This is a genomic window from Microbulbifer sp. S227A (assembly GCF_049800935.1).
This window is the reverse complement of the sequence record NZ_JBNAFZ010000002.1, coordinates 162943-186240: the sequence shown is the minus strand read 5'-3', so window position 1 is coordinate 186240 and position 23298 is coordinate 162943. Positions and strand designations below refer to the sequence as shown.

At 64.5% G+C, this 23298-nt stretch carries 25 protein-coding genes; 2 read left to right on the top strand and 23 right to left on the bottom strand.

The window, feature by feature from the left end; genetic code table 11:
* Window positions 1-45 precede the first annotated feature (45 nt).
* The 6 genes from ACP15R_RS05715 to ACP15R_RS05690 all read right to left on the bottom strand — a co-directional run bounded on the left by ACP15R_RS05715 (window position 46) and on the right by ACP15R_RS05690 (window position 6018).
* Window positions 46-579: a PQQ-dependent catabolism-associated CXXCW motif protein gene (locus ACP15R_RS05715; RefSeq protein WP_424985429.1), complete on the bottom strand. Its 534-nt coding sequence runs from the start codon at window positions 577-579 to the stop codon at window positions 46-48.
* On the bottom strand, window positions 576-1418 hold the full coding sequence (locus ACP15R_RS05710; protein ID WP_424985428.1) for a substrate-binding domain-containing protein: 843 nt from the start codon (window positions 1416-1418) through the stop codon (window positions 576-578). The genes ACP15R_RS05715 and ACP15R_RS05710 overlap by 4 nt, the downstream gene beginning before the upstream one ends.
* Complete coding sequence (locus ACP15R_RS05705) at window positions 1402-1935, bottom strand: c-type cytochrome, methanol metabolism-related (RefSeq protein ID WP_424985427.1); 534 nt, start codon at window positions 1933-1935, stop codon at window positions 1402-1404. The genes ACP15R_RS05710 and ACP15R_RS05705 overlap by 17 nt, the downstream gene beginning before the upstream one ends.
* A 76-nt stretch (window positions 1936-2011) precedes the next feature.
* Complete coding sequence (locus ACP15R_RS05700) at window positions 2012-3814, bottom strand: methanol/ethanol family PQQ-dependent dehydrogenase (RefSeq protein WP_424985426.1); 1803 nt, start codon at window positions 3812-3814, stop codon at window positions 2012-2014.
* Window positions 3815-4049: 235 nt separating this feature from the next.
* The gene (gene fghA, locus ACP15R_RS05695) at window positions 4050-4895 is read right to left on the bottom strand and encodes an S-formylglutathione hydrolase (RefSeq protein WP_424985425.1); all 846 of its coding nucleotides are present in this window, start codon (window positions 4893-4895) and stop codon (window positions 4050-4052) included.
* A gap of 10 nt (window positions 4896-4905) precedes the next feature.
* A complete protein-coding gene (locus ACP15R_RS05690) occupies window positions 4906-6018 on the bottom strand; it encodes an S-(hydroxymethyl)glutathione dehydrogenase/class III alcohol dehydrogenase (protein WP_424985424.1) in 1113 nt (370 codons plus the stop codon).
* 165 nt (window positions 6019-6183) lie between these two features.
* Between ACP15R_RS05690 and ACP15R_RS05685 the strand changes: the two genes are divergently transcribed.
* On the top strand, window positions 6184-6795 hold the full coding sequence (locus ACP15R_RS05685; RefSeq protein WP_424985423.1) for a hypothetical protein: 612 nt from the start codon (window positions 6184-6186) through the stop codon (window positions 6793-6795).
* Window positions 6796-6831: 36 nt separating this feature from the next.
* Here the strand turns inward: ACP15R_RS05685 and ACP15R_RS05680 are convergent, their stop codons facing one another.
* The gene (locus tag ACP15R_RS05680) at window positions 6832-7866 is read right to left on the bottom strand and encodes a quinoprotein relay system zinc metallohydrolase 2 (RefSeq protein WP_424985422.1); all 1035 of its coding nucleotides are present in this window, start codon (window positions 7864-7866) and stop codon (window positions 6832-6834) included.
* A 146-nt stretch (window positions 7867-8012) separates the two neighbouring features.
* Here ACP15R_RS05680 and ACP15R_RS05675 point away from each other — a divergent pair, with 146 nt between their 5' ends.
* Window positions 8013-8822, top strand: coding sequence for a quinoprotein dehydrogenase-associated SoxYZ-like carrier (locus ACP15R_RS05675; RefSeq protein ID WP_424985421.1), 810 nt, complete (start codon window positions 8013-8015; stop codon window positions 8820-8822).
* 9 nt (window positions 8823-8831) lie between these two features.
* Here the strand turns inward: ACP15R_RS05675 and ACP15R_RS05670 are convergent, their stop codons facing one another.
* The 16 genes from ACP15R_RS05670 to pqqB form a co-directional block, all read right to left on the bottom strand.
* Complete coding sequence (locus tag ACP15R_RS05670) at window positions 8832-9185, bottom strand: hypothetical protein (protein WP_424985419.1); 354 nt, start codon at window positions 9183-9185, stop codon at window positions 8832-8834.
* The gene (locus ACP15R_RS05665) at window positions 9182-9853 is read right to left on the bottom strand and encodes a hypothetical protein (protein ID WP_424985418.1); all 672 of its coding nucleotides are present in this window, start codon (window positions 9851-9853) and stop codon (window positions 9182-9184) included. Before ACP15R_RS05665 ends, ACP15R_RS05670 begins: the two co-directional genes overlap by 4 nt.
* A gap of 45 nt (window positions 9854-9898) precedes the next feature.
* Window positions 9899-12148, bottom strand: a complete 2250-nt coding sequence (locus ACP15R_RS05660; protein WP_424985417.1) for an ATP-binding protein — start codon at window positions 12146-12148, stop codon at window positions 9899-9901.
* Window positions 12145-13302 carry an FIST N-terminal domain-containing protein gene (locus ACP15R_RS05655; RefSeq protein ID WP_424985416.1) on the bottom strand — a complete coding sequence of 386 codons (1158 nt, stop codon included), beginning with the start codon at window positions 13300-13302 and terminating at the stop codon, window positions 12145-12147. The genes ACP15R_RS05660 and ACP15R_RS05655 overlap by 4 nt, the downstream gene beginning before the upstream one ends.
* A 13-nt stretch (window positions 13303-13315) precedes the next feature.
* Window positions 13316-14041: a response regulator gene (locus tag ACP15R_RS05650; RefSeq protein WP_424985415.1), complete on the bottom strand. Its 726-nt coding sequence runs from the start codon at window positions 14039-14041 to the stop codon at window positions 13316-13318.
* A 162-nt stretch (window positions 14042-14203) separates the two neighbouring features.
* The gene (locus tag ACP15R_RS05645; protein ID WP_424985414.1) at window positions 14204-15403 is read right to left on the bottom strand and encodes a hypothetical protein; all 1200 of its coding nucleotides are present in this window, start codon (window positions 15401-15403) and stop codon (window positions 14204-14206) included.
* Complete coding sequence (locus tag ACP15R_RS05640; RefSeq protein ID WP_424985413.1) at window positions 15400-16092, bottom strand: hypothetical protein; 693 nt, start codon at window positions 16090-16092, stop codon at window positions 15400-15402. The genes ACP15R_RS05645 and ACP15R_RS05640 overlap by 4 nt, the downstream gene beginning before the upstream one ends.
* Window positions 16089-16976, bottom strand: a complete 888-nt coding sequence (locus tag ACP15R_RS05635; protein ID WP_424985412.1) for a hypothetical protein — start codon at window positions 16974-16976, stop codon at window positions 16089-16091. The genes ACP15R_RS05640 and ACP15R_RS05635 overlap by 4 nt, the downstream gene beginning before the upstream one ends.
* Window positions 16976-17932 (bottom strand): VWA domain-containing protein, encoded by a 957-nt coding sequence (locus ACP15R_RS05630; protein WP_424985411.1) that lies wholly within the window; start codon window positions 17930-17932, stop codon window positions 16976-16978. Before ACP15R_RS05630 ends, ACP15R_RS05635 begins: the two co-directional genes overlap by 1 nt.
* The gene (locus ACP15R_RS05625) at window positions 17925-18266 is read right to left on the bottom strand and encodes a hypothetical protein (protein ID WP_424985410.1); all 342 of its coding nucleotides are present in this window, start codon (window positions 18264-18266) and stop codon (window positions 17925-17927) included. Before ACP15R_RS05625 ends, ACP15R_RS05630 begins: the two co-directional genes overlap by 8 nt.
* A gap of 32 nt (window positions 18267-18298) precedes the next feature.
* Window positions 18299-19198 carry a DUF58 domain-containing protein gene (locus ACP15R_RS05620; RefSeq protein ID WP_424985409.1) on the bottom strand — a complete coding sequence of 300 codons (900 nt, stop codon included), beginning with the start codon at window positions 19196-19198 and terminating at the stop codon, window positions 18299-18301.
* Window positions 19195-20142, bottom strand: a complete 948-nt coding sequence (locus tag ACP15R_RS05615; RefSeq protein ID WP_424985408.1) for an AAA family ATPase — start codon at window positions 20140-20142, stop codon at window positions 19195-19197. The genes ACP15R_RS05620 and ACP15R_RS05615 overlap by 4 nt, the downstream gene beginning before the upstream one ends.
* A gap of 114 nt (window positions 20143-20256) precedes the next feature.
* Window positions 20257-21369, bottom strand: coding sequence for a pyrroloquinoline quinone biosynthesis protein PqqE (gene pqqE, locus ACP15R_RS05610; protein ID WP_424985407.1), 1113 nt, complete (start codon window positions 21367-21369; stop codon window positions 20257-20259).
* On the bottom strand, window positions 21366-21644 hold the full coding sequence (gene pqqD / locus ACP15R_RS05605) for a pyrroloquinoline quinone biosynthesis peptide chaperone PqqD (protein ID WP_424985406.1): 279 nt from the start codon (window positions 21642-21644) through the stop codon (window positions 21366-21368). Before pqqD ends, pqqE begins: the two co-directional genes overlap by 4 nt.
* Window positions 21641-22390: a pyrroloquinoline-quinone synthase PqqC gene (gene pqqC, locus ACP15R_RS05600; RefSeq protein ID WP_424985405.1), complete on the bottom strand. Its 750-nt coding sequence runs from the start codon at window positions 22388-22390 to the stop codon at window positions 21641-21643. The genes pqqD and pqqC overlap by 4 nt, the downstream gene beginning before the upstream one ends.
* On the bottom strand, window positions 22387-23262 hold the full coding sequence (gene pqqB / locus ACP15R_RS05595; protein ID WP_424985404.1) for a pyrroloquinoline quinone biosynthesis protein PqqB: 876 nt from the start codon (window positions 23260-23262) through the stop codon (window positions 22387-22389). The genes pqqC and pqqB overlap by 4 nt, the downstream gene beginning before the upstream one ends.
* Window positions 23263-23298: the final 36 nt, after the last annotated feature.

The window sequence follows — 23298 nt, the reverse complement described above, 5'->3', positions numbered from 1 at the left end:
CCCTCAAACTCCCCGGAGTATTTTCCCAAAGATGAAGGGGTGGGGTCAGGGATGCGGGTGGATTTCCTTGGTCGGGTGGTCGAAGAACAGCCAGCCATCGGTGCCGTCGGGCATCCAGTAGACGGTGTCATAGCCATAGTCGAGCGCCCGTTTCGCGGCGTTCCATGACATCCAGCAATCCTGCAGGCAGAAGAACAGCACCGGGTGAGTGCGGTTGCCCCCTGTCGCGGCATCGAGCCCGGCGCGGAAATAGCGATGGGTTTCCCCCGCGAGCGCGCCGTAGCCGACATTGGGCAACCAGGTTGCGCCGGGGATGGAGTGGCGCGGTTTTTCCCGCCAGATGGTGCCCTCGGGCAGGTTCGCGGGTTTCGGTGCGCGGGGCAGCACGTCGATGAAGGCGACGGTTCCGCCGGTCCAGAGGGCGTGGGCGGTTTCGGTATCGACCACGGTGGCGCCAGCGAGCGTGGAGGGCACCGGTGCGCGATAGTGATCCATGCGGTAGCTGTCGGGTTCGGCCACCTGTGCGACGGCCGCAAACGGTGCGAGAAGCAGGCCGAGAAGCGCCGCGATGCGGATCATTGTGACAGGTCCAGCGCCTCGGTTCCCATGTCGTTGAGCAGCGGGACGCCGGCAGTGGCGAGCAGGGCATTGATCTCGGACTGGTTGCGGCGGATCAGCGAGTTCAGTTTGCGTTGCCAGACCTTTTCGCCCTGGCGCACGCCCATGGTGATCCGGAAGAACAGCCGCGGCGGCAGGGTTTCTGAGGTCAGGGGGATGACCGTCAGGCCGGGATATTGCCGTTTCACCAGCGGTCCGGCAAGCGGGCCCCAGAGGATCGCGGCATCGGTGGTATTGGCGGCCAGATCGTCGAGCATGTCGATGGCCGGGGATTCGTGGCGGCGGTCGACCACCAGGTTATAGGCCCTGGCGTTGAGCATCAGCCCATTGCGGGCCATATGGGTTGCGGGCGGGCTGCCGGCGATGATGCCGATCACCTTGTCCTGCAGGGTGGGGTCGGACAGCGTGGTGACGCCGGCGAGCGGGCCGTCGGCGGGCACCACCAGCGTGTAGGACGAGGTGTAGTAGTGATTGGTGTTCAGCACCAGTTCGTGGCCCTGCGCATAGCCCATCACGATGTCGCAGCGGTTGGCGCGCAGGGTGTTGCGCACAAAACCGGTTGCCATGGGATACCAGGTGTATTGCACCGGTACACCCAGGCGGTCGGCGATCAGGTCGGCCAGCTTGTTTTCGAAACCGGTGCCGTCCTTGTCCGACATCGGGTAATTGGCCGGATCGGCACAGACCCGCAGCGCGGTTTTCGACACCAGATCAGAGGTTTGCGCCGTGGCCGTCCCGGCGAGGACAAGCCCCGCGATCAGAACGGCTCCGGCGGCGAACCGGTCAGCCCATGCAGGCATCTTCGGCCTCGCGGATCATGTCGGACTTGGCCTCTTTCTTGGCCGGTCGTCCGCGGGCGATGACATCCATGCCGCGTGCCTTGAGATAGACGTAGATGTCGTCGAGATAACACATCACGTTGGGGTTGTCGCCGAAATGCGGCATCACCGAATTGCCGACCGTGCGGCCATTCACTACCACGTCGTAGAAGTCGTAATAGCCCATGTGGACGGCGGAATTCTTGATCTTGGGGGCATAGGTCGAGCCTTCGCCATCGGGGCCGTGGCAGACATGGCATTCGGCATGGTACCGGCGGAAGCCCGAGAAGGTCAGCCAGTCGACCGTGCCGTCCTCGGCGATGTTGAATGTGGGAATGTCGTCATCGGTGTAATAGCGACCGTCTTCGTCATAGGCGACGGGCACCTCGGGATAGTCGGCGGCCGGGTCCACCGGTTGATCGCTCCAGTTTGCGGCAATTGCCGCTAGCGGAAGGGCCGCCATCAGGCCCGAAGCGATGAAACGTTTAGCGATTCTCATATTTTTCCCCATCAAAACTGTCGGCTGGCGCGACCGTCCGAGGCAACCGCGCCAGCCAGTGTTTCGTGCCGATCTATCAGTCGGGCAACGCGAACACGGTCAGTTGACCGCCAAGCGCGGTGTAGTCGCTGAGTGCGGCGTAACCGCCCACGGCGCCGAGACCGTCATTCGGGTTGGTCAGGCCCGCCGCCAGGCCGATCCCGGCCCAGCCGCCGACACCGGAGAGGATGCCGATATATTGCTTGCCCTCATGGGTATAGGTCATCACGTTGCCGATGATCCCCGACGGGGTGCGGAACTTGTAGAGTTCGTCGCCGGTTTCGGCATCGATCGCCTTGAGATAACCTTCGAGCGTGCCGTAGAACACGATGTCGCCAGCCGTCGCCAGGGCACCGGACCAGACCGAGAACTGCTCGGGCAGGGACCACTTGATTTCGCCGGCGATGTTATCCCAGGCGATGAAGTTGCCCATGCCGCCATGGCTGTCGGGGGCGGGGTACATGGCCAGGGTTGCGCCGACATAAGGCTGACCGGCGGTATAGCTGACGCGGAACGGTTCGTAATCCATGCAGACGTGGTTGGTCGGCACATACATCAGCTGGGTCTTGGGGCTGTAGGCCGCGGGCTGCTGGTCCTTGGTGCCGAGAGCCGCCGGGCAGATGCCGGTCGAGTTCACGTCTTCGCCGTTCTGCTCGGTGGAATACTGCGCCACGACGGCCGGACGGCCATAGGTGTCGCTGTCGGGGTCCATATCGACGCCGGTTGTCCAGTTGACCACCGGGTCATATTTTTCCGCCACCAGCAATTCGCCCGACACGCGGTCCATCGTATAGGCCAGGCCGTTGCGGTCGAAATGGGTCAGCAGTTTGCGGGTTTCGCCGTCGATCTCCTGTTCTGTCAGGATCATCTCGTTGATGCCGTCGTAATCCCATTCGTCATGCGGCGTCATCTGGTAGAACCACTTGGCGACGCCGGTATCGATGTCCCGCGCCATGATGGTCATCGACCAGCGGTTGTCGCCCGGGCGCTGTGCCGGGTTCCAGGTCGACGGGTTGCCGGTGCCGTAATACATCAGGTTCTCTTCGAGATCCGCCGAGTACCAGCCCCAGGTGGTGCCGCCGCCGATCATCCACTGGTCACCTTCCCAGGTGTTGGTGCCGGAATCCGCGCCCACGGGCTTGCCCAGATGAGTGGTGTTCTCGGGATCGACCAGGATGTCTGCGTCCGGGCCCATCGAATAGGCGCGCCAGGCCAGCGAACCATCCGCGATGTTATAGGCGGTTACCGATCCGCGCACGCCGAATTCACCACCGGAAATGCCGACGATCACCTTGTCCTTGACCGGGAGAACGGTGGCGGTGTTGGTTTCGCCCTTGGCCGGGTCGCCATTGACCACCGACCATTCGACTTCGCCGGTCTCGGCATTCAGCGCGACAACCGTGGTATCGGCCTGGTGCAGGAAGATCTTGCCCTCGGCATAGGCCACGCCGCGGTTCACCGTGTCACAGCACATCACCGGAATGACATCCGGGTCCTGCTTGGGTTCATACTTCCACTTGATCCGGCCCTCGTTGGCGAGATCCAGCGCGTAGACGATATTTGGGAACGGCGTGTGCAGGTACATCATGTCGCCGATCACCAGCGGCGAGCCTTCGTGACCGCGCAGAACGCCGGTCGAGAAGGTCCACGCGACCTGCAGGTCGCCCACGTTGTCCTTGTTGATTTCGTCCAGGGTCGAGTAACGCTGGTTCTTGTAGTCGCCAGTCTGGATCGCCCAATGGTTTGGATTATCGATCTCGGCCACCAGCCCGTCATTTGCACTGGCCAGCGTGGCTGTGCAAAGCGCGATGGTCGATGTCAAAGCGAATAGCTTTTTCATGTTCAACTCCCTTGATGATGGTTTCCGCATGTTGTCGGCGGCATCGGGATTGCCAATGGCTGCGTGACATGCGGTATTTGCCCGGTTCCTGTTCGTGTCCACCTCCTACCGGGACGGAATGTCTGCGTGTCGTCACCTCCTCTGTTCGCGCGCCTGCCGCCGGTTGGCGGGGCGGTCTTCTGTCGTCAGCCTCGGATGCGCAGGGCGATGACGCGGTCGCCGCGCCCTTGCGGTTTCAGCCGGGGCAGTTTCCGGATGCGTTCAACCGGGTTGCGTGCCAATCGACATGATCGCCCGCAAAGGTCGAAACGAAGTAATAGCTGTGGTCGTATCCCGATTGCATGCGGAACAGGCCGGGCTGGCGGCGTTTGGCCATCACCTGCGCCAGCGCTTCGGGGCGGAGCAGGTCGAGAAACTGGTCGCTGGCCCCCTGGTCGATCAGGATGTCGCCCTTCCATCCATGTTCTTCCAGCAGGATCGAGGAATCGTGGCAGGACCACGTGGATTCGTCATCGCCGAGATATTCGCTCAGCTGTTTGCGGCCCCAGTCCGAGCGGGTCGGGTTGGCGATCGGGGCGAATGCCGAGACCGAGTCGAACAGGTCGGGATTGCGCAGGGCCAGCGTCAGCGCGCCGTGCCCGCCCATGGAATGCCCGGTGACGCCGTGGCGGTCGATGACGGGGAAATTGTCGGTGATGATGCCGCGCAGTTCCGACAGGACGTAATCATACATCCGGTAATTCGCCCGCCAGGGATCGCGGGTGGCATTCACATAGAACCCGGCGCCCTGTCCCAGGTCATAGGCCTGGTCATCGGCTACGCCGTCGCCACGCGGCGAGGTGTCGGGAAAGACCAGGGCGACCCCGTGTTGCGCCGCGTGGGCCTGAAATCCGCCCTTGGTCATGGCGTTTTCATGGGTGCAGGTCAGCCCGGACAAGTACCACAGCACCGGGACCGGAGCGGTCGCGGCCTGTGGTGGCAGGTAGATCGCAAAGGTCATTTCGGTGCCACAGCTGTCAGAGGCGTGGGTGCTGACGGTCTGCACACCTCCGAAACACCTGTTTTCCGAAATGACCTTCATGATGTTCTCCTCAGAACTCGACGACGGCCCGGATCGATTTGCCTTCGTGCATGAGGTCAAAGCCCTTGTTGATGTCCTCAAGCCCCATGGTGTGGGTGATCATCGGGTCGATCTCGATCTTGCCGTCCATGTACCAGTCGACGATTTTCGGCACGTCGGTGCGGCCACGCGCGCCGCCAAAGGCGGTGCCGCGCCACGAACGGCCGGTGACCAGCTGGAACGGGCGGGTGCTGATCTCGGCACCGGCGGGGGCGACGCCGATGATGATGCTCTCGCCCCAGCCCTTGTGCGCCGCTTCGAGCGCGGTGCGCATCACGCCGACATTGCCGGTTGCGTCGAACGTGTAATCCGCCCCGCCCCGGGTCAATTCCACCAGATGCGCCACCAGATCGCCCGACACTTCGGACGGGTTGACGAAATCGGTCATGCCGAACCGCGTGGCCATCTCGACCTTGCCGGCGTTCAGGTCGACGCCGACGATCTGGTCGGCCCCGGCAAGCCGCAGCCCCTGGATCACGTTGAGTCCAATGCCTCCGAGGCCAAAGACGATGGCGCGGCTGCCGATTTCGACCTTGGCGGTGTTGATCACCGCGCCGATGCCGGTGGTGACGCCACAGCCGATATAGCAGATCTTTTCAAAAGGCGCGTCCTTGCGCACCTTGGCCAGCGCGATCTCGGGCAGGACCGTGTGATTGGCAAAGGTCGAACAGCCCATGTAATGCAGGATCGGCGTGCCATCGAGCATCGAGAACCGGCTGGAGCCGTCCGGCATCAGGCCCTGGCCCTGGGTCACGCGGATCGACTGGCACAGGTTGGTTTTCGGGTTCAGGCAGTATTCGCACTCGCGGCATTCGGGCGTATAGAGCGGGATCACGTGATCGCCGGGCTCAACGCTGGTGACGCCTTCGCCGACTTCGAGCACCACGCCCGCACCCTCATGGCCGAGGATCGCCGGGAACAGCCCCTCGGGATCCGCGCCCGAGCGGGTGAACTCGTCAGTATGGCACAGGCCGGTCGCTTTGACCTCGACCAGAACCTCGCCGGCGCGCGGCCCTTCGAGATTGACCTCCATAACTTCCAGCGGCTTGCCCGCTTCCATTGCCACCGCAGCTCGCGTACGCATCAATTTTTCCTTCGTCAGCAGTTTGCGCCCGAAGACGCCAAATAAGAATCTCATAAGAATATGAGCGAGCCCCGGCAAACCGACAACGCATACCTTGGTTGGTGTATGGGGTGGTGGACTTGGCAATGGCGCCGCCGCTAGTCTGGCAGGAGAGGAGGATTGCCGATGCGATCAAAGCGGTTCCTGTCCATCGCCTGTGCCGCCATCTGTCTGGGCGCGCCGGGAATCACGGCGGATTTTTCCGATCCCACATGGCCTTGCGTGCAGCGCAAGGTCGAGCGTCTTTCGGTCGGGTTGATGTGGCCGCACCCGATTGACGACCGTGCGCTGCCGCAGGACACCCTCGCCGCGGTTGACGAGCTTGCAGGGCGGTTTGCGTTGCGCCGGCTTGAGCTGGACGAGATCGCACCGGCGCTTGACGGGTTCGTTGCCGCGCACGGGGCTGATCCGGCGTTGCTCGGCGCGGTGTTCTCCCAGAGCTTTGACCGGCTGGCCGCAACCCGGACCACGATCATGAAAGGGATCGAGAAATATTCGTTGTCGCAGATCGCCCTGTCGGAAACCATCGGTGAAATCCGCAGCGAGATGGACGCGCTGCTGGTTGCCGAGACCCCGGATTACGACCGCATCGACGCGCTCGAGGCGCAGCTTGACTGGGACGAGCGCATCTATACCGACCGCAAGCAATCGCTCACCTATGTCTGCGAAACGCCGGTGCTGTTGGAAAAGCGGCTGTTCGCGATCGCGCAGATGTTGCTGAGCGCGGCAGAGGGTTGATCCGCAGCGGTTCCGGCGCGGGCAGGAGGGGGCACCTCACTCCCATTCCAGCTCGGTATAGGCGACGGTGGCGTTGCGCGGATTGAACGCTTCGAACAATTGCCAATGCGGGGCCTCTGAGGCGGCGATATCATGCACCGCATCGCCAAGCCGCTGTCCGTTATCGATTGCCGCGCGCGTGTCCCGTTCCAACACTCCCAGGTAGCGCTGCATCCCCGCCACCCCGTCCGGCCAGTCGAGGACCGGCCCGCCATGGCCCGGTACGATCCGGGTCGCGGGCAGGGTGGCCAGCTCTGTCAGCACCGATTGCCAGCCGCGCAGCGATCCGTCGAGCGCGGGCAAGTGGCGTTCAAAGATCAGGTCGCCGGTGAACAGGATCGCGGTTTCGCGATCCAGCACGGTCAGGTCCGTGCCCGTATGCCCGATCGGCCAGGCCCGCAGGTCAAGCACCCGGTTGCCCAGATCGATATGAAGGCTGTCCTGAACGGTGATGTCGGGCACCACCGACGCGGTGCCCAGGAATGCGGGGCCAAGCAGCGCGGCAAGGCTTTGCCGGTAGTTCTCCTGCCGGTCCGCCAGTGCCCGGTTCAGGGTGGCATGGCCAACGATACGCGCGCCGGTCCCGGCAAAGGCGGAGGCACCGAACACATGGTCGGGATGCATATGGGTCAGGATCACATGGCTGACCGGCAGGTTGGTGTGCGCCCGTATCGCACGCCAGATCGCCTCGCCGACCCATCGGGCCGACCCGGTGTCGATGACCGCAACCGAGCGCTGCCCGATGATAAAGCCGATATTGGACATGTCGCCGCGATTGCCGCGGTCAGGTTCGGCAATCTGCCCCAGATGCACAAAGATACCCGGTGCCACCTCAGTGAAATCCAGCGCCGCACCGACGGGTTTGCAGGCAGGGCTGGATGGCGCATGCCCCGCGGGAAGCGGGTCAGGCGGGGTCGCGGCGAGGGCCATGTCACATGCTTCGCGTGTTGCGGCTTCATAGCCCGGCAACAGCGCGTCCCGGCAGTCGGTCCCGGCCGCCAGCAGACAGATCGTCAGAATCGCTTCGAACATGCCCAGCCCCCAAGCCCCTGTTTCGCGACGCTGCCAGCTTGGCGGGGAACGCAACTGTGAACCAGACAGACCAATGATCTATATATTTTTGCCTGTTTTTATGGCATAGCATCTGGCGATTGCCGTGATCCGAAAGGAGCGATGCCATGAAATTCGCATGTGCCGCGATGCTGGCCGCAAGCCTGAGCTTGCCCGCATTCGCCGAAACCCCGACCCCGCGCAACCCGCTGAACGATGGCGAGACCTGGGCGGATCTGCGCGGTGATATCGTGGGGGACGAGACGATCGCCGACGGCACCGCACTGTTCGAGGTCGATGCCCCGTACCGGGCGCATGACGCGGCCACCGTTCCGATCCATATCCGGCAGCTTGACGACAGTGCCGCCATCGAGAGCGCGGTCATCGTGATCGATGAAAACCCTGCACCGCTGGCGGCAGAGTTGAGTTTCGGCCCGTCGATGGCTCCGCTGGACATGGAGGTGCGGGTGCGGGTGAACATGTATTCCAACGTCCGGGTCATCGCCCGGACCGATGCCGGGCTTGCGATGAATGGCCGTTTTGTCAAGGCGTCCGGCGGCTGTTCGGCCCCGGCGACCAAAGACCCGGAGCTGGCGCTGGCCTCGATGGGGCAGATGCGGCTGAAGTATTTCGAGGACGCGCCCCTGATGTCCCCGGTCCGCCGCGAGGCGCAGATCATGATCCGGCATCCGAACTACTCGGGCCTGCAGCGCGACCAGGTGACCCAGCTGTTCATCGCGGCGCATTTCATCGACACGCTCGAAGTGTTCCAGGGGGATGACATGCTGTTTACCATGGAGGGCGGCATCTCGATCAGCGAAAACCCGGTCTTCAGGTTCAGCTATGCCGACAATGGCACCCCCGCCTTGCGGATCCGCGCCACCGATACCGAGGGGAACGTGTTCGAGCAGACGCTGATCAAATCCGGCCACACCTGAGCGACGGTTTCAGAAACAGATGATCTCGGCTTCGGCCTGTGCGCGGCGCAGGTCAGCAACGATGGCGTTGGCCATGGCGGCGGTGCGAAAGATCGACATGCGTTCGCCTCCGGTCAGCCGCAGGGACAGGACGGTTTCGGCCTCGACATATTTCGAATAGGGCAGGATCGACGCGATCACGTCGATCGAGCACGCGCATTTCAAGAGCGCGTCGCGGCTCTGCCCGTTGGTTGCCATGCAGCCAAAGACATAATCGGCCCGCGCCGCGGTGGGGTAATCGTTCAGCCGTTCCTGCACCGACTGGGCCGACACATGCGGTGCCGCCAGTATTGCCGCCGCCAGCAGGATCGCGCAGCGCCTCATTGCGCGGGCTCCGTATGATCGAAGGTCATCACCGAGGAATAGACCGGGTCGCCGCCATCGGCACCGGGCACCTGCGCGCTGAGCGACAGATACCAACCGGGGGCGTCCTCGGACATGCTGACGGTCATTGCCAGCCGGTCAAACCCCTGCATCCGCGCCGCGTTCGGGTCGTCGCGAAACGGGTGCATGGTGACATCGACCGTATCGACGGTTTCGCCGGCGATGATCGCCTGATCCGCGCGGATCTCGGCGGGTTGCACCAGCGCCTCCTTGACCCGGTTGCGGATGTAAAAAGGGCTGCCGCCCGCGGATTCCGCCATGTCGCGTACCACGGTTTCGACGAAATACATGATGATCGGATTGCCGACGCTGGCGGGAAAACTGCCGAGATTGCGATACTTGTCGTCATGGGTGAATTTCAGATGCGCCTCGGGCACCTGGCCATCGACAAGCGACAGAACGATCTGGCCGGTGTCGCGCTCTTCGGTTTCCGGCTTCAGGCGGTTCCGGACCGTGCGGTCATAGACCAGCCGATGATCGCGGGAAAAATCATCCAGCGTTCCGGTCTTGAACAGCAGATCATAGGTTTCCGGCCCGGCGGTTTCGGTCGCGGTCATCGGCCCTCCGATCGACACGAGCGCCGCCGCCATCATCAAGAATTTACGCATAAACAGCATCCTCCCCGCCTGACCCTAACCTACCGGTTGCCGCTGTCATGCGAGACTTTTGTCGGTGACTTCGGAAATGTCCGGCGGTCCGAAACGGGTTCGGGCGCTGATCATCCGGCGCAGTCGCGACAGGTCGACCGGTTTGGTCAGCACCGAGAAATCGTCCTCGGCCCCCATCCGCGCCAGCGGCACGGCGCGTTCGGCGGTGATCATGATGGCCGGTACATCGGCCGATGTCTGGGCACGTATGTTGCGGATCGTGGCGACGCCGGTGTCGTCCCCGTCAAGCTGGTAGTCCGCCAGGATGATATCCGGGGCGACGCCGATATCTCTGACCAGTTGCATGGCATCCTGCGTCGAACGCGCGCCCAGCACGCTGGCCCCCCAGCTTTCGAGCTTGCGGGTGGTGGCAAACAGCACGTCGGGGTCGTTCTCGACCACCAGCGCGATCAGGTCCATCGCGCTGTCGGGCTCGTAATGGCCGTTCAGCGCGGGCAGGGGCGGGCTTGGTTCATGCAGTACCACTTCCATCTCGATGGAGAAGACCGACCCCACGCCGGGTTTCGAGCGCACCCCGACCTTGTGCCCGAGATGGCGGCAGGTGCGGTCCACGATTGACAGGCCAAGCCCCATGCCCGACCCGGCGGGTACGTTTTCGGCGCGGGTGAATTCTTCGAATACGCGTTTCTGATCCTTGTGCGCGATGCCGATGCCGGTGTCCCAGACCTCGAGCACGACACGATCGCCCCGCCGCCGGCAGCCGACCAGTACCCGGCCCTGATCGGTGTATTGAATCGCGTTGACCACGAGGTTCTGGATTGACCGGAGCAGATACCGCTGATCGCTGCGCACCCAGGCGGTGCAGGGCACCATGTCCAGCCGCACGCCCTTTTTCGCGGCGATGGGTTGCTGGTCTTCGATGACCGACTGGATCAGGGTGCCAAGGCAGAACTCGCTGGGGCTCAGCTCGGAGCCGGTGCTTTCGAGGCGCGAAATGTCCAGCAGCGCGTGCAGCAGCGTCTCCATCGAGCTGAAAGACCCTTCCAGCCGCTCGACCATGGCGTTCAGCCGGGTCTCTTGCGCCATGTCGCGCAGGGTCGAAATCAGCAGCTTGGCGGCATTGATCGGTTGCAACAGGTCATGGCTGGCGGCGGCCAGGAACCGGGTCTTGGATGAGACGGCGGCTTCGGCCTCTTCCTTGGCAAGGCGCAGTTGCTCTTCGACCTTGGCCTGTTGCTCGGATTGTTCCGTCAGCAGAAGATTGGCCTGTGTCAGTTCCGAGGTGCGCTCTTCGACCCGTTTTTCAAGCAGTTCGGTGGTGCGGGATTCCAGGGTCACGTCCTTGATGTCTGCTATAAAACCCCGGTCGGGCAATTGATGTACATGCAGATCAAGCACCCGGCCCGTCGCGTGGCGCAACCGTTCGCGCAGGCACCCGTCTTCGCGCAGCCCCCGCAGCCAGCGATCGGTGCTGACCAGTTCGTCGGCCACGCCGGGAAAGCTGTCGCTGATGAAATCGAGGATCTGCGAAAACCGCGTGCCGTTCTGCACCAGCGTAAACGGCAGGCCCAGCAGGTCGCGGAACCGGTCGTTGAAGATCATCACCGTGCCGGCGCGCGAAAAGGTGCAGATGCCGATATTCATGTGGTCAAAGGCGGATTGAAGGTAATGCGCCTGCATGTCGATCAGCTGGTCTTTCTCCAGCCGGTTCTTGCGCACGATGTCGGTGATCTCGGTTTGCAGGATGATCACGTTATCGAGGTTGGTGTGCTGCTGGCTGATCTGGAACCAACGATCGGCCCGCAATTCCAGCACGAAGGACGACAGCTCCGGCTCGCCGCCACTGCTGGTTGCTTCGGACAGCACCTGTTGCATGCGTTCGTCATCATCGGCCAGGTATCGGCTCGAGCGGAGCGCGTCGTAATAGCTGGCCAGGTCAAGACCGGGCAGGATGCGGTCGGTGACGTCGGGGATCAGCGATTTGAAGAGATCGTTGCAGACCTGGAGCTTGCCATCGGTAAAGAGCGCAAATCCGCCCTCCATCGCGGACAGCGCATCGGACAGGTTCTTTTGCGTCTGTTCGCGATCAAAGCGCAGCAGTTCCAGCTCGTTGGAGGCGCGTTCCAGGTCGCGGGTCTTGGCCCAGATCTGCCCCTGCAGCGCAATGGCGGATTGGAACGCGGAATAGGCGGAATTGCCGACGTCGTTCTGGCGACCGGCGCGGCGCACCAGCGCGTCGATGATCTTGGTCTGTTTGGCGACCTGAACCTCGAGCGGATCATCGGGGTTGATCAATGCAGGGCCCGCCTCTTGGGTTCGTAAAAGGCGACGCCCACAAATGTCTGGTTCACATGGACACCGCAATGCTGCTCGCCATAGGTGTTGAAGCCAAGCACCCGGTGGCGCTTGAGGATGCCAGAAGCCGGTCCGGTCAGGTCTTTCTGCTCGATCTCGAGCTTGCGCAGGAAACAGTCAAAGCCGAGGATGAAATCGGGCGGTTTGCCCTGTGACCCACCCAGGGCAAGCTCGTCATGCAGTGTGCGCAGGATTTCCTGCCCATGCCCGAGGGTCAGCAACAGGCCCACGTCAATGGCCGACAGGAAGGACAGCGCATTGCCATCCTGCACCCCCTGAATGGCGCGCACGTGATAGAGTTCGTGATTGCGCACCAGCACCGGGTTCTCGGCAAAGACCTGTGGAGACAGCTCATCGACCCGCAGCCCCACGAGCCGCGCGTATTCCTCGGCGGCAGGCGAGCCGTTGATTTCGAGCGCCAGCCGCTCTTCGGGTACGGCCTCGGTCACGACCATCTGCTTGTCGGTCGGCAGGAAATGATCGAACCCGAGGCCGGTAAACTGAAGATCGGTTTCCAGCAGCAGCACAAGTGCGGCGTTGCTGTGAAATCGTCCCATGTGCAAGACCGAGGTTTCCCGAAAGTTCAACCCGTTGCCCGCCGATCCGCCAAAGACCGGCATGTCTTCGAGCCCCGATTGCAGCGCCGCCACCAGCATGTCTTCCTGCTTGGACAGCCCGTCCGACAGGGTCAGGGCCAGCCGGCTCCAATTGGCGGTTCTCTGGAACTGGGCCGAGAGCCGGCGCGCATCCGCGGCCACTTCCTTGATCGACAGCGGCTTGAGCGGTGAAACCAGATGCGTGGCACAACGGAAATGCGCCTTGGGAAAGGACAGCACCAGCAGCGCGTCGGTCTCGTATCCCTGCGGCGTGATCTGGCCGGCGGTGGTACAGCCGAACACCGGCAACCCGGCAAATTGCGCGTTCAGCGCCGCCGCGAGCCTGTCGAGGCTGAGCCCGTCGGGGACAAAGACCAGCAGGAAACAGGTACCCGATGTTTCAAGCTGGGCGGCTATGTCCCTGACCGCGGTTTCGGCGTCCTTTTCGTAAGAGACCGCTGTGTCGACAAAGGCTGGCTTCGCGGGCACCTGAAGCATATGGCGATCCTGTCTACTGGCTCAGAAAGGTCCTGGCGTCGGCCTCGCCATTCGCATCTGCCCCGCCCAGGCTGGCGCTTTCCACCAGAACGGCGGCCTGGGTGCGGTTCTGCACCCCGAGCCGGCGCAGCAAAGCGGTGATATGCGCCTTGACCGTGGCTTCGGCAAGCGACAGCTCATAGGCGATCTGCTTGTTCGGCTTGCCGGCACAGATCAGTTTCATGATCTTGGTCTGCTGCGGCGTCAATTCGGCGATCTTGCTGGTGATGTCCTGAACTTCGGCGGGGCGCGAGGACGGACGATAGGTTTGCCGGTGTTCCGGAGGCAGGTATTTGCGCCCCGAGCGCACTTCGATCAGCGCATCGCGCAGCACCTGTGCCGATACGTCTTTCTGGATGAACCCGGCGGCCCCGGCATCCATCAGCGTATAGACGATCTCGGCCGAGGTCAGCGCCGAGATGACCAGGATCGGGGTATCGGCGAGCTTTTCGCGCAGCCGCAGGAAGCCGCTCAGCCCGGTCACATCGGGCAGCTTGAGGTCCAGCAATACCAGATCGGGTTCGAAGCCGGGTTTCAGGTGCTTGAGCCCGTCGCCCAGCGTCGTGGCGGTTTCGATGCGACAGCCCTCGAAGACATGCGCCAGCGCAACCACCAGCGCATCGCAATAGAGCGGGTGATCGTCGATCACCAGCACGGATTGGATGTGGCAAGGGTCATGCCCCATTGCAACATGTTTCATCGAATAGTCCTCCCCGGACCGAGCGTAGCAAAGTTGTTTGCGACTAGGCAACAACACAAACCGTCCCGGTCTTCAACTCGACGGGAGCAGAAAACGGCAATCAGGCGGCGCGCTGGGGGGCTCTTGGCCTTCGTACAGCGCAGGTATGGGGCGTGGCGGGCATCAACCCGGAGAAGTTCGAGATCGGCCTTTCATGGTTGTCAGGAATTCGCGGGCAAAGCGGGTCGTATCCGGCGGGTGGGGGCCGGTACCGAACACGGCACTGTCGAACCGGCCGAGCAGTTGAGATGCCTCCGGGTTCGGCCCGTCGGCGCGCAGGATGGCGGCGGCCATGCGCCGTGTCATGGCCAGGTCGCGGCGGCGCGCCGCGCGTTTCAGCCCGCGATGGAGCGGATTGAAAAGCGCCACCGCCGACAGCGATGCGCGCCCGGAAAATCTCCGCCCGACCACCAGCGCGGCCAGCCCCGCCACCAGCGTCAGCGCACCGGTGCCGGCCATCAGGGCGGGATGCTGCCGCGCCGGGGGCGGCGGGGGTACCGGTTCGGGCAGGTCCGCCTCGTCCATCGCCACCCGTTGCGCGGTTATGATTGCCTTATGGGCCTGGCGCGTCGTGGTATCGAAATAGTCGAATGTCAGCGGTTCGAGAATGGCCGAGCGTGTATGTCCGGGGCGGATGGTCCAGCGCCAGAACGCCATCGACACCGGCCCGTCCGGTGACAGTTCGACAAATCGCTGTTCGGGATGGGCAAAGATCATCGCGCTGGGCGAGATCAGGTCAGGCATCGGCGGGATCATGTCGGGCGAGGCGCCGACCGCCGTGACACGGATCACCCGCAAGACCCCTTCGCCCTGCTTCAGCTGGTCAGGCGCGTTCGACCACTGGTCCGAGATTTCCAGCCGCCGCACCGGGAACCACCAACCCTCGACCGGCGGGGCGGGGTTGACCTCAAGGGTCAGCGGCTCTGAACGAATGTCATGGTCGAACCAGTCGTCGCCCTCGTCCGTCAGGGTCAGGTGATGCACAAAGGGGCCGATGGTCAGCTTGCCGGCGGCTTCGGGAAACAGCGCCATGCGCCGCCTGAAATTCTTGACCTTCTTGCCCCGGACCTGGGTTTCGTACCAGTGATCCTGCCCCAGCTGCATCCAGTTGAAACCGTCCAGATCGGGCTGGGTGAGGTTCTCCAGCGTGATATGGCGGCGATAGACACCGTGAATGGTCAGCAGCACCATTTCGCCCTGATACGGGGTGATCTCGGCGTTTTCGATCGTCACGGTCAATTGCAGGTCTGCGGGGTTCACCGCGCGGGTTTGCGCCTGTGCCATCCCGGCAATCAGGGTCAGGCAGAGGATCAGCGCCCTCATCTCGGGTCCTCCGGTTCCGGTTGCGCCAGCCCCAGCCGGGCGCGCCGCTTGCGCTCGTGCCGGATGCGGGCGGCAAGGTATTTGCCGGGCACATCCGGCAAGGTCGCCAGCCAGCGGGTATTGGCGACCATGAACTTGTCGTCAAATTGCTTGCGCACCGCCCGGCGGCCATGGCTGGCCAGTTCGGGCAGGCCAAGCAGCGCGCCGGTATTGGTTGTCTCGTCCCCGGCACCCGCCGCACGGGCACCGCCCTGGGCGATGGACGACTTGACAACGGCTCCTTCGCCGCCGTCCTTTTCGCTGAACCAGGCAATCGGCGCTTCGGGGTCCAGCGCCAGCCCGGCGTAAAATGCGGCGAGCAGGTCGAAATTGGCGTCCGCGTCGGGGTCTCCGGCCATGCGCGCGGTGTCAAAGGCTTCGAGCGCGCGGGCATATTGCGCGGCGTGGGCTTCGGCATTGCCGAGATTGAGCATGTCGCCGCTTGTGCGGAATTCGCCCGCCGCCTGCGCGAAGGCCCCCACGCGATAGAAGGCCACGCCTTTCCATGCCGGATCCTGCAACAACGGGGCCGCGAGCGCGGGCAACCCGAGTGACAGCAAGACCCGCCCAAGCGGCGCGCCCCCGCCCAACAGCGCCGACCCGATCAGCGCGGCCAGCGCGGCAATGGCTATCAGGCGCGGCGGGCTCATGCGGCGCGCCGCGCAAACAGCGGCAACATCATGAGCAGTGCGGGCAGCAATAGGTAACGGCCCCAATCGGCCCAGAAGAGCAGCGGGTAATCTTGCTTTTCAAGCCGCTCGCGGGCCGAGCCGGCGAGGAATTCCGACAACGCCCCGCTTTGCCCGGCGGCAAAGACCCGGCCGTTGCCGGTGCGTGCGAGGGCTTCGGCCTGCGCCGAGATTTGCGGGATCACCACGGATACCCGCGCGCCGCGCGCGGCGATGCGGGCGGCGGTGGACAGTGCGGCGGGTCCGATACCCGCGCCATCACCGATCAACAGGACATCCCCGGCCAGAACCTGCGCCTCTTGCAGCACCTGGTCGGCCAGCGCGAGGCCAAGCTCGGGGCGGCTGCCGGGGTCGGGAACCGTGTCCGCCCCGATCAGCGACATCGTCAGGCCCAGTTGCAGGGTATCCGCCGTCATGTCGGTCGCGACATAGGCATCCCCCGCATAGACGATGAGCGCGGCGGGCCGGGTTTGCAGGGCGGCAACGCCGAAGCGCCCCATCGTCTGAAGCTCAGGCCAATCCGCGCTCTCGGTGGCGGAGAGCGAGGCATCAAGTACAAACACCACGCCATCCAGATTGCGATAGGCCGCCGCGTCGCGCCGTTCGAATGCGGGGCCGGAAAGGGCCAGCGCCACAATCCCCGCCGCCGCAATTGCCATCATGCCGCGCGCTGCGGTGCCGGTCTGTTCCACACGGCCCAGAACCCGCAACGCTACCAGCATCTGCGCATCAATGACCTGCTCCCAATCGCCCAGCCGGGCGCGGCGGCGGTACAGAGCCAGAACCACGGCGGCCAGACCCGGCAAGGCCAGCAGCCAGAGAGGTCTGAGCAACGCGATCTCCATCACCCATGTCCCCGCCAGGCGATCCAGAGCAGCAGTAGGCCGCCCAGTGCCGCCGGATAGGTCCAGAATTCGCGAAACATCTCGGCGGCCAGACCATCGCTGTCGGTGGCTTCGAGCCGGTCCAGCGCCTCGGTCACGGCTTGCAGTTCGTTGGTGGTGCGCACGCGGAAACTGGTGCCGCCGCTAAGCTCGGAGATCGCCCGCAGGGTGGCGGCGTCAACGACACCGCGCTCGCCCGGCGCGCTGTCGGCAAGGTCCCTGGGGCCGAGCGCAATGGTATGGACCCGCACGCCAAGATCGGCGGCCAGCCTGGCAACGCCGCGCGGGTTGGTGGCCCCGGCATTGCTGATGCCATCGGACAGCAGAATGACCACGCGCGACGCGGCCTCGGAGCGTTCCATTCGCTTGAGCGCCAGTCCAAGCGCGTCCGACATGTTGGTCGCGCGCCCGGAGATGCCGATGGTGGCTTCTTCGATGCGGCGGGCGATTGCCTCGGTGTCAAAGGAAAACGGGGCCGCGTAATAGGCGTCGGAGCCGAACACGATCAGCGCCACGCGATCCCCGGCGCGGCGGCGCACGAAATCCGCGCCAACCGTCTGAACCGCCTGCAAGCGCGTGATCTGTTTGCCGTTCAGATGGAAATCATCGCGCACCATCGACCCCGAAAGATCGATCGCAATGGCAAGGTCGCGCCCCGACACCTTGAGCGCCGAGACCGGTGTCAATTGCCGGGGACCGGCCAGCGCGAACACCAGCAAACCCCAGGCCAGCAGGAGCGCAACCTGTTTTCGCAGCAGGACCGGCGTCGCATCCCCGGCCCCGGCAAGCATGCCCTTGCCGATCCGCTCCGGCACCGCCAGCGCCGCTCCGCGCGCCCTGTCGCCCGGCAACAGGCGCATCGCGATCAAGGGCAGGGGCAGCAACAGCAGGAACAGGGGATCGGCCAGCTCAATCATGCCTGCCAGCCTCGGTTTCCAGCGTGGCGAGGTCGGGCAGCCCCCCCGGCGCATAAAGCCGGTGCGCCAGGCGGCGAAAGGCCTCGGGGTGCTCGGACTTGAGCAGATGCAAGAGGGCGATCTGGCGCTCGGCGGCGGGCAGATCCCGCAATGCGGCGAAACGGTTGGCGGGGGATGTCGAGGTTTCTGCGTGGTTCGGCCGCGAGATGACCCGCAGGGCGAGGCCGATCAGCAAGGCCGCGGCCAGCGCGATTCCGATCACGGCGAGAAGTTCCGCAACCAGGCCTCCAGGGGCATCGGCGGGCAGGCGGATGTCGTGCAGCCCGTTCAGCATTGCCTCTCGTGTGAGCGCGCGGTCGGCCATGATCAGGGGGCCCGGTCCGGCGGGAATGCCGCGTGCAGCAGGCGGGCGGTTGCCGTGACCTCCTGCCCGGCGTCCAGCCGCAGGGCCGGGAAGCCGGCAATCTGCGAGACCGGGGCATTCGTGTTGCGCCCGCTGATGCGCACCCGGCGGCGCGACCCGTCCGGCAACACGATCGGATAGACACCGGGCGGCAGGTTCTCGGCAACATCGTCAACCACCAGTACTGGGCGCGGCATTCGCCGCTGTGCGATCTGGCCCAGCCGGTCGTCGAGCAACGGGCCGGGGCTGTCGAAACCCGAGGCGATCACGATCTCGGAACCGGCGGGGGCGATGCGGGGAATGCGGGCGAGCGTCTCGTCCAGCGGTGGATCATGCTGCCCGCCCGCCAGCGCGAGCTGCAACGCGGCGTCATGCGCCCGCACAAGGCCGCCGATCACCGCGAGCATTCCGCGCACGCGCCCCTGTATCGACACGACCACCGGCGCGCCGGCACCGATGGCCAGAAGCCCGACGCGCCCGCCCTGTTCGACCACCCGCCAACCGATCAGCGCCAAGGCCTCGGCAACCGCGACCGAGCGCAGGGCGCGCCGGGTGCCCCAGAGCATGGCGGGGCGGAAATCGGCAACCAGCAATGTCACCCGGTCGCGCTCTTCCTGAAAAGAGCGCACATGCAGAACGCCGGTGCGCGCGGTGCTGCCACGGTCGAGATGCCGGATATCGTCGCCGGCGACATATTCGCGGACATCGGCCATTTCCTGACCGTGCCCGCGCCGCCTGGTGACAAAACCGCCGGGCAGCGCGGCCAGCTGGCCGTCTTCATCCGGGTGCAGGGCCAGCGGTCGCAGTGCGATCAGGGTTTCGGCATGCAGCGCGACGCCGGGTATGTGCAAGGCCGCCGTCACAATGGCTCCACGGTTTCGACCACCCTGGCGATCAGGTCGCGGGCGCTGCGCCCTTCAGAGACCGCGCGCCATGTCATCACCAGCCGGTGGGCAAGAGCGTCCGCCGCCACCGCCTGTACATCCTCGGGCAGGGCATGGTCGCGCCCGGCCAGATAGGCACGGGCCTTGGAGGCCGAGGCCAGCGCCAGCGACCCGCGCGGCGACACCGCGTGATCAATGTCTTGCGCAAAGGGCGGTTGCCTGGTCGCGGTCACCAGCCGCACGATATAGTCGCGCAGGGGCGAGGACAGGTGAACCGCCATCGCGGCCTTTTTCGCGGCGCGGATATCGTCGAGTTTCAGCCGAACCGGCGCGGCGACCGGGCCCTGGCCCTCGGCCTCGACCAGATCGAGAATGCGCCGCTCGGTCGTGGCATCCGGCAGATGCAGGACCACATGCATCAGGAAACGGTCAAGCTGTGCCTCGGGCAGCGGAAAGGTGCCGTCATGCTCGATCGGGTTCTGGGTCGCGACCACGAGGAACGGATCGGGCAGGGCGTGGGTTTCGTTGCCGCTGGTGACCTGCGCCTCGGCCATGGCTTCGAGCAGCGCGGATTGCACCTTGGGCGGGGCGCGGTTGATCTCGTCCACCAGAACCAGGTTGTGAAACACCGGACCGGGCACGAATTCGAACTCGCCGGTCTGCGGACGGAACACCGGCGTGCCGGTCAGGTCAGATGGCAACAGGTCGGGCGTACACTGGATGCGGGCAAAACCGCCCTCGATGGCATCGGCCAGCCATTTGACGGCGCGGGTCTTGGCCAACCCCGGCGCCCCCTCGACCAGCAGGTGCCCCCCCGCAAGGACGCCGATCAGCAGGCGTTCGATCAGCAGATCATGCCCGATCAATCCCGATGCCAGATGGGATTGCAGGGCACTCAGCCCGTTGCCTGTGGTCGCGTCCATGCCGCCTCCCTCTCGCGTGCCAGCATGCAGGGGCACATGTTCGAAAGCTAGCGCCAAGACGCGCGCGCGCAAACACAGCCCAAAGTCTGTGTGCCGCCGGGGTGTGCCGCAGCGTCAGGAGTCGGTCGGTTCCGGCAACGCCTTGCCGGGGGCGGTGCGATAGATCAGCTCGGCGGTGTCATTGTGGGAAAAGGCATCGGCCCTGGCCTGAAGCGCGCCATGATGCGGGGATTTCACACAGACGGGATCGGTGGCACCGGCATCGCCGACCACGGCCATGGCCTGGCAGCGGCAGCCGCCGAAATCCCTGAGCTTGTTGTCACAGCTCTGGCAGGGTTCCTGCATCCAGTCGGTGCCGCGATAGGCGTTGAACGCCGACCCCTCGTACCAGATGTCGCGCAGGTGAAGGTCACGCACGTTGTCGAACTGAAGATGCGGGATCGTCTGTGCCGCGTGGCACGGCAGCACCTCGCCATCCGGGGCGACATTCAGCCCGGTGGTGCCCCAGCCGCCCATGCAGCGTTTGGGGAAATCCGAGTGATAATCCGCCGGCACATAGTCGATCACCAACTGGCCGCGCAATTCGCTGCGGGCCTGTTTCACGATCCGGTCGGCCTCGCGCGCCTGGTCCTGGGTGGGCATCAAGCCGTCGCGGTTCTGCATCGCCCAGCCGTGGAACTGAACCGTGGCCACTTCGATGCGGCGGGCGCCCATCTCGAGCGCCATTTCCAGCGCGCGGGGGAGTTGATGCAGGTTGCGCCGGTGCAGCACCGCGTTCAGCGTCAGGGGAAAGCCGATGTCCCTGATCCACGCCGCCACCTGCATCTTGCGCGCGAACCCGCCGCGATAGCCGCCGATATGATCCGCCATTTCGGCATCGGTGCCTTGCAGCGACAATTGGATGTGGTCCAGTCCGCATTCATCCAGCTCGCGCAGGCGTCTTTCGGTCAGCCCGATGCCCGAGGTGATGAGATTGGTATAAAGCCCGGCCTCGCGCGCGGCGGTGACAAGCTCGGCCAGATCGCGCCGGCTGGCGGGTTCGCCCCCCGAAAGATGCAGTTGCAGGACCCCGATTTCCGCGGCTTCGCGAAATACGCGGCTCCAGGTTTCGGTGTCGAGCTCCCGGTCCTGCCGGGCAAGCTCCAGAGGATTTGAGCAATAGGGGCAGGACAGCGGGCAACGATGCGTCAGTTCCGCCAGCATGGCGATGGGGGGCTGGACCGTCATGGGCGTATCTCCAGAAATCGCCGGTTCCTGAGCGCACCCAGGAACCCCGCCGTATCCTTGGCGATATCCTCGGCGGGTGCGTTATAGCGGGTGGCGAGCGTCTGGGTGATCTCGGCAAAGCTGCGTTGGCCATCAATCTCGGACAGGATCGCATGGCCGATGCCGTCCAGCGTGATCGCCCGCTCGGGAGCCAGCAACACCCAACTGTCGCGCAGCTTGTCAAAATGCATCCGCACGCCGCGCGGCAGAAACGGGATATCCGTACCCTCGATCATGAGGCGGCGGCCAGCGCCATGCCCTGGCCGGGCTGCCACGCGCCGGGCGGGATGCGGCCGGGTTCCACATAAGCGGCATAGAGCGCGTCAAGCTGGGACCAGAGCACATCGGTCTTGAAGATCAGCGCGGCGGCGGCGGCATCCTGCTTTTCCTGGGTATCCGCGTGTTCAAGGACCCAGGACAGGCCAAAGGCAACATCCTTGGGGGCCTCTTTCAGCCGGTTGCGGAAATAGCTGAGGCTGCTGTCATCGGCAAAATCGTAGTTTCGCAGCAACCCCTCGATCCGGTCGGCGTGGATCTTGGGGGCAAACAGCTCGGTCAGCGAGGCGGCCACTGCTTCGAGCAGGGTCTTGTCGCGGACAAAGCGCACATAGGCGTCCACCGCAAACCGTGTCGCCGGGAGCACGCCACGGTTGGAGGCCACATAATCGGGATCAAGCCCCACCGCCGAGGCCAGCCGCAACCATCGCCGGATGCCGCCCTCGTTGGTGTCGGTGCCGTCATGATCCTCGATCCGGCTGCGCCAGATGCGGCGCAGGGTTGGGTCTTCGACCCGCGACATGAACGCGGCGTCCTTGATCGGGATCGAATGCTGGTAATAATAGCGGTTGATGACCCAGGCGCGCACCTGTTCGGGGCTGCACCGGCCACCATGCAACAGGTGATGGAACGGGTGCTTGTCATGGTAACGTTCGGCCCCGATCTGGCGCAGGCGGTTCTCGAATTCGGCCTGTGTCTGGGTCATGGGGTAACCTCCATTCCGTCCTGCCCGACGATCCAGCCCGCGGCCTCGGCTTCGGCCCGTTCGGCCGAGCCCGGGCGCAGGACCGGGTTGGTGTTGTTCATATGTACAAAGACGCGTTTGGCCACGTTGAGATCGGCAAAAGCGGCAATCGAGCCATCCGCGCCGGACATCGACATATGCCCCATCCGCTTGCCTGTCTTGCTGCCCAGCCCGGCGCGCACCATCTCGTCATCGCGCCACAGGGTACCGTCAAAGAACACCAGCGCGGCATCGCGCAGCCGCCCGCGCAGATCATCGCTCAGCTTGGCGCAACCGGGAATATAGAACGCATCCCGCCCATCCGCGCGCAGGTGGACGCCGACGGTCTGTTCGCCGACAAGTTCGGTATCGACGGTGTCGCCTTCGAGGTAGAGCGGCACCTTGCCTGGCACCGGGAACAACGTCGCCACAAGGCCCGGCGCAATCTCGGTCGGCTGCTCGAGCGCGATGGTTCTGCGGGTCACGACCGAAGCGTTCAGCGCTGCAAAGATCGGGTTGTCGTCCAGAACCTCGTGAATGCCGGGGGTCGCGTAGATCGTGAAAGCCTGCATCTCGCGCAGGGTGAGCAGGCCCGCCACGTGATCGATATCGCCATTGGTGAGCAGCACCGAACGCAGCGGCATCTCGCGCAGGCCGGTGGGTTGCAGGTCGGGACAGTCGGCGAATTGCTGGCGAATGTCCGGCGAAGCGTTCAGCAACGCCCAATCGCGGCCATTCCCGGAAAAGGCGACCGAAGACTGTGTCTGGGACGGAATTTTGCCCGCGCGGGCGAGGTTGCAGTTTTCACAGCCGCAATTCCATTGTGGCAGCCCACCGCCGGCGGCCGCCCCCAATATCCGTGCGCGAAAACCCAGGCGGCTCGCGCCCGG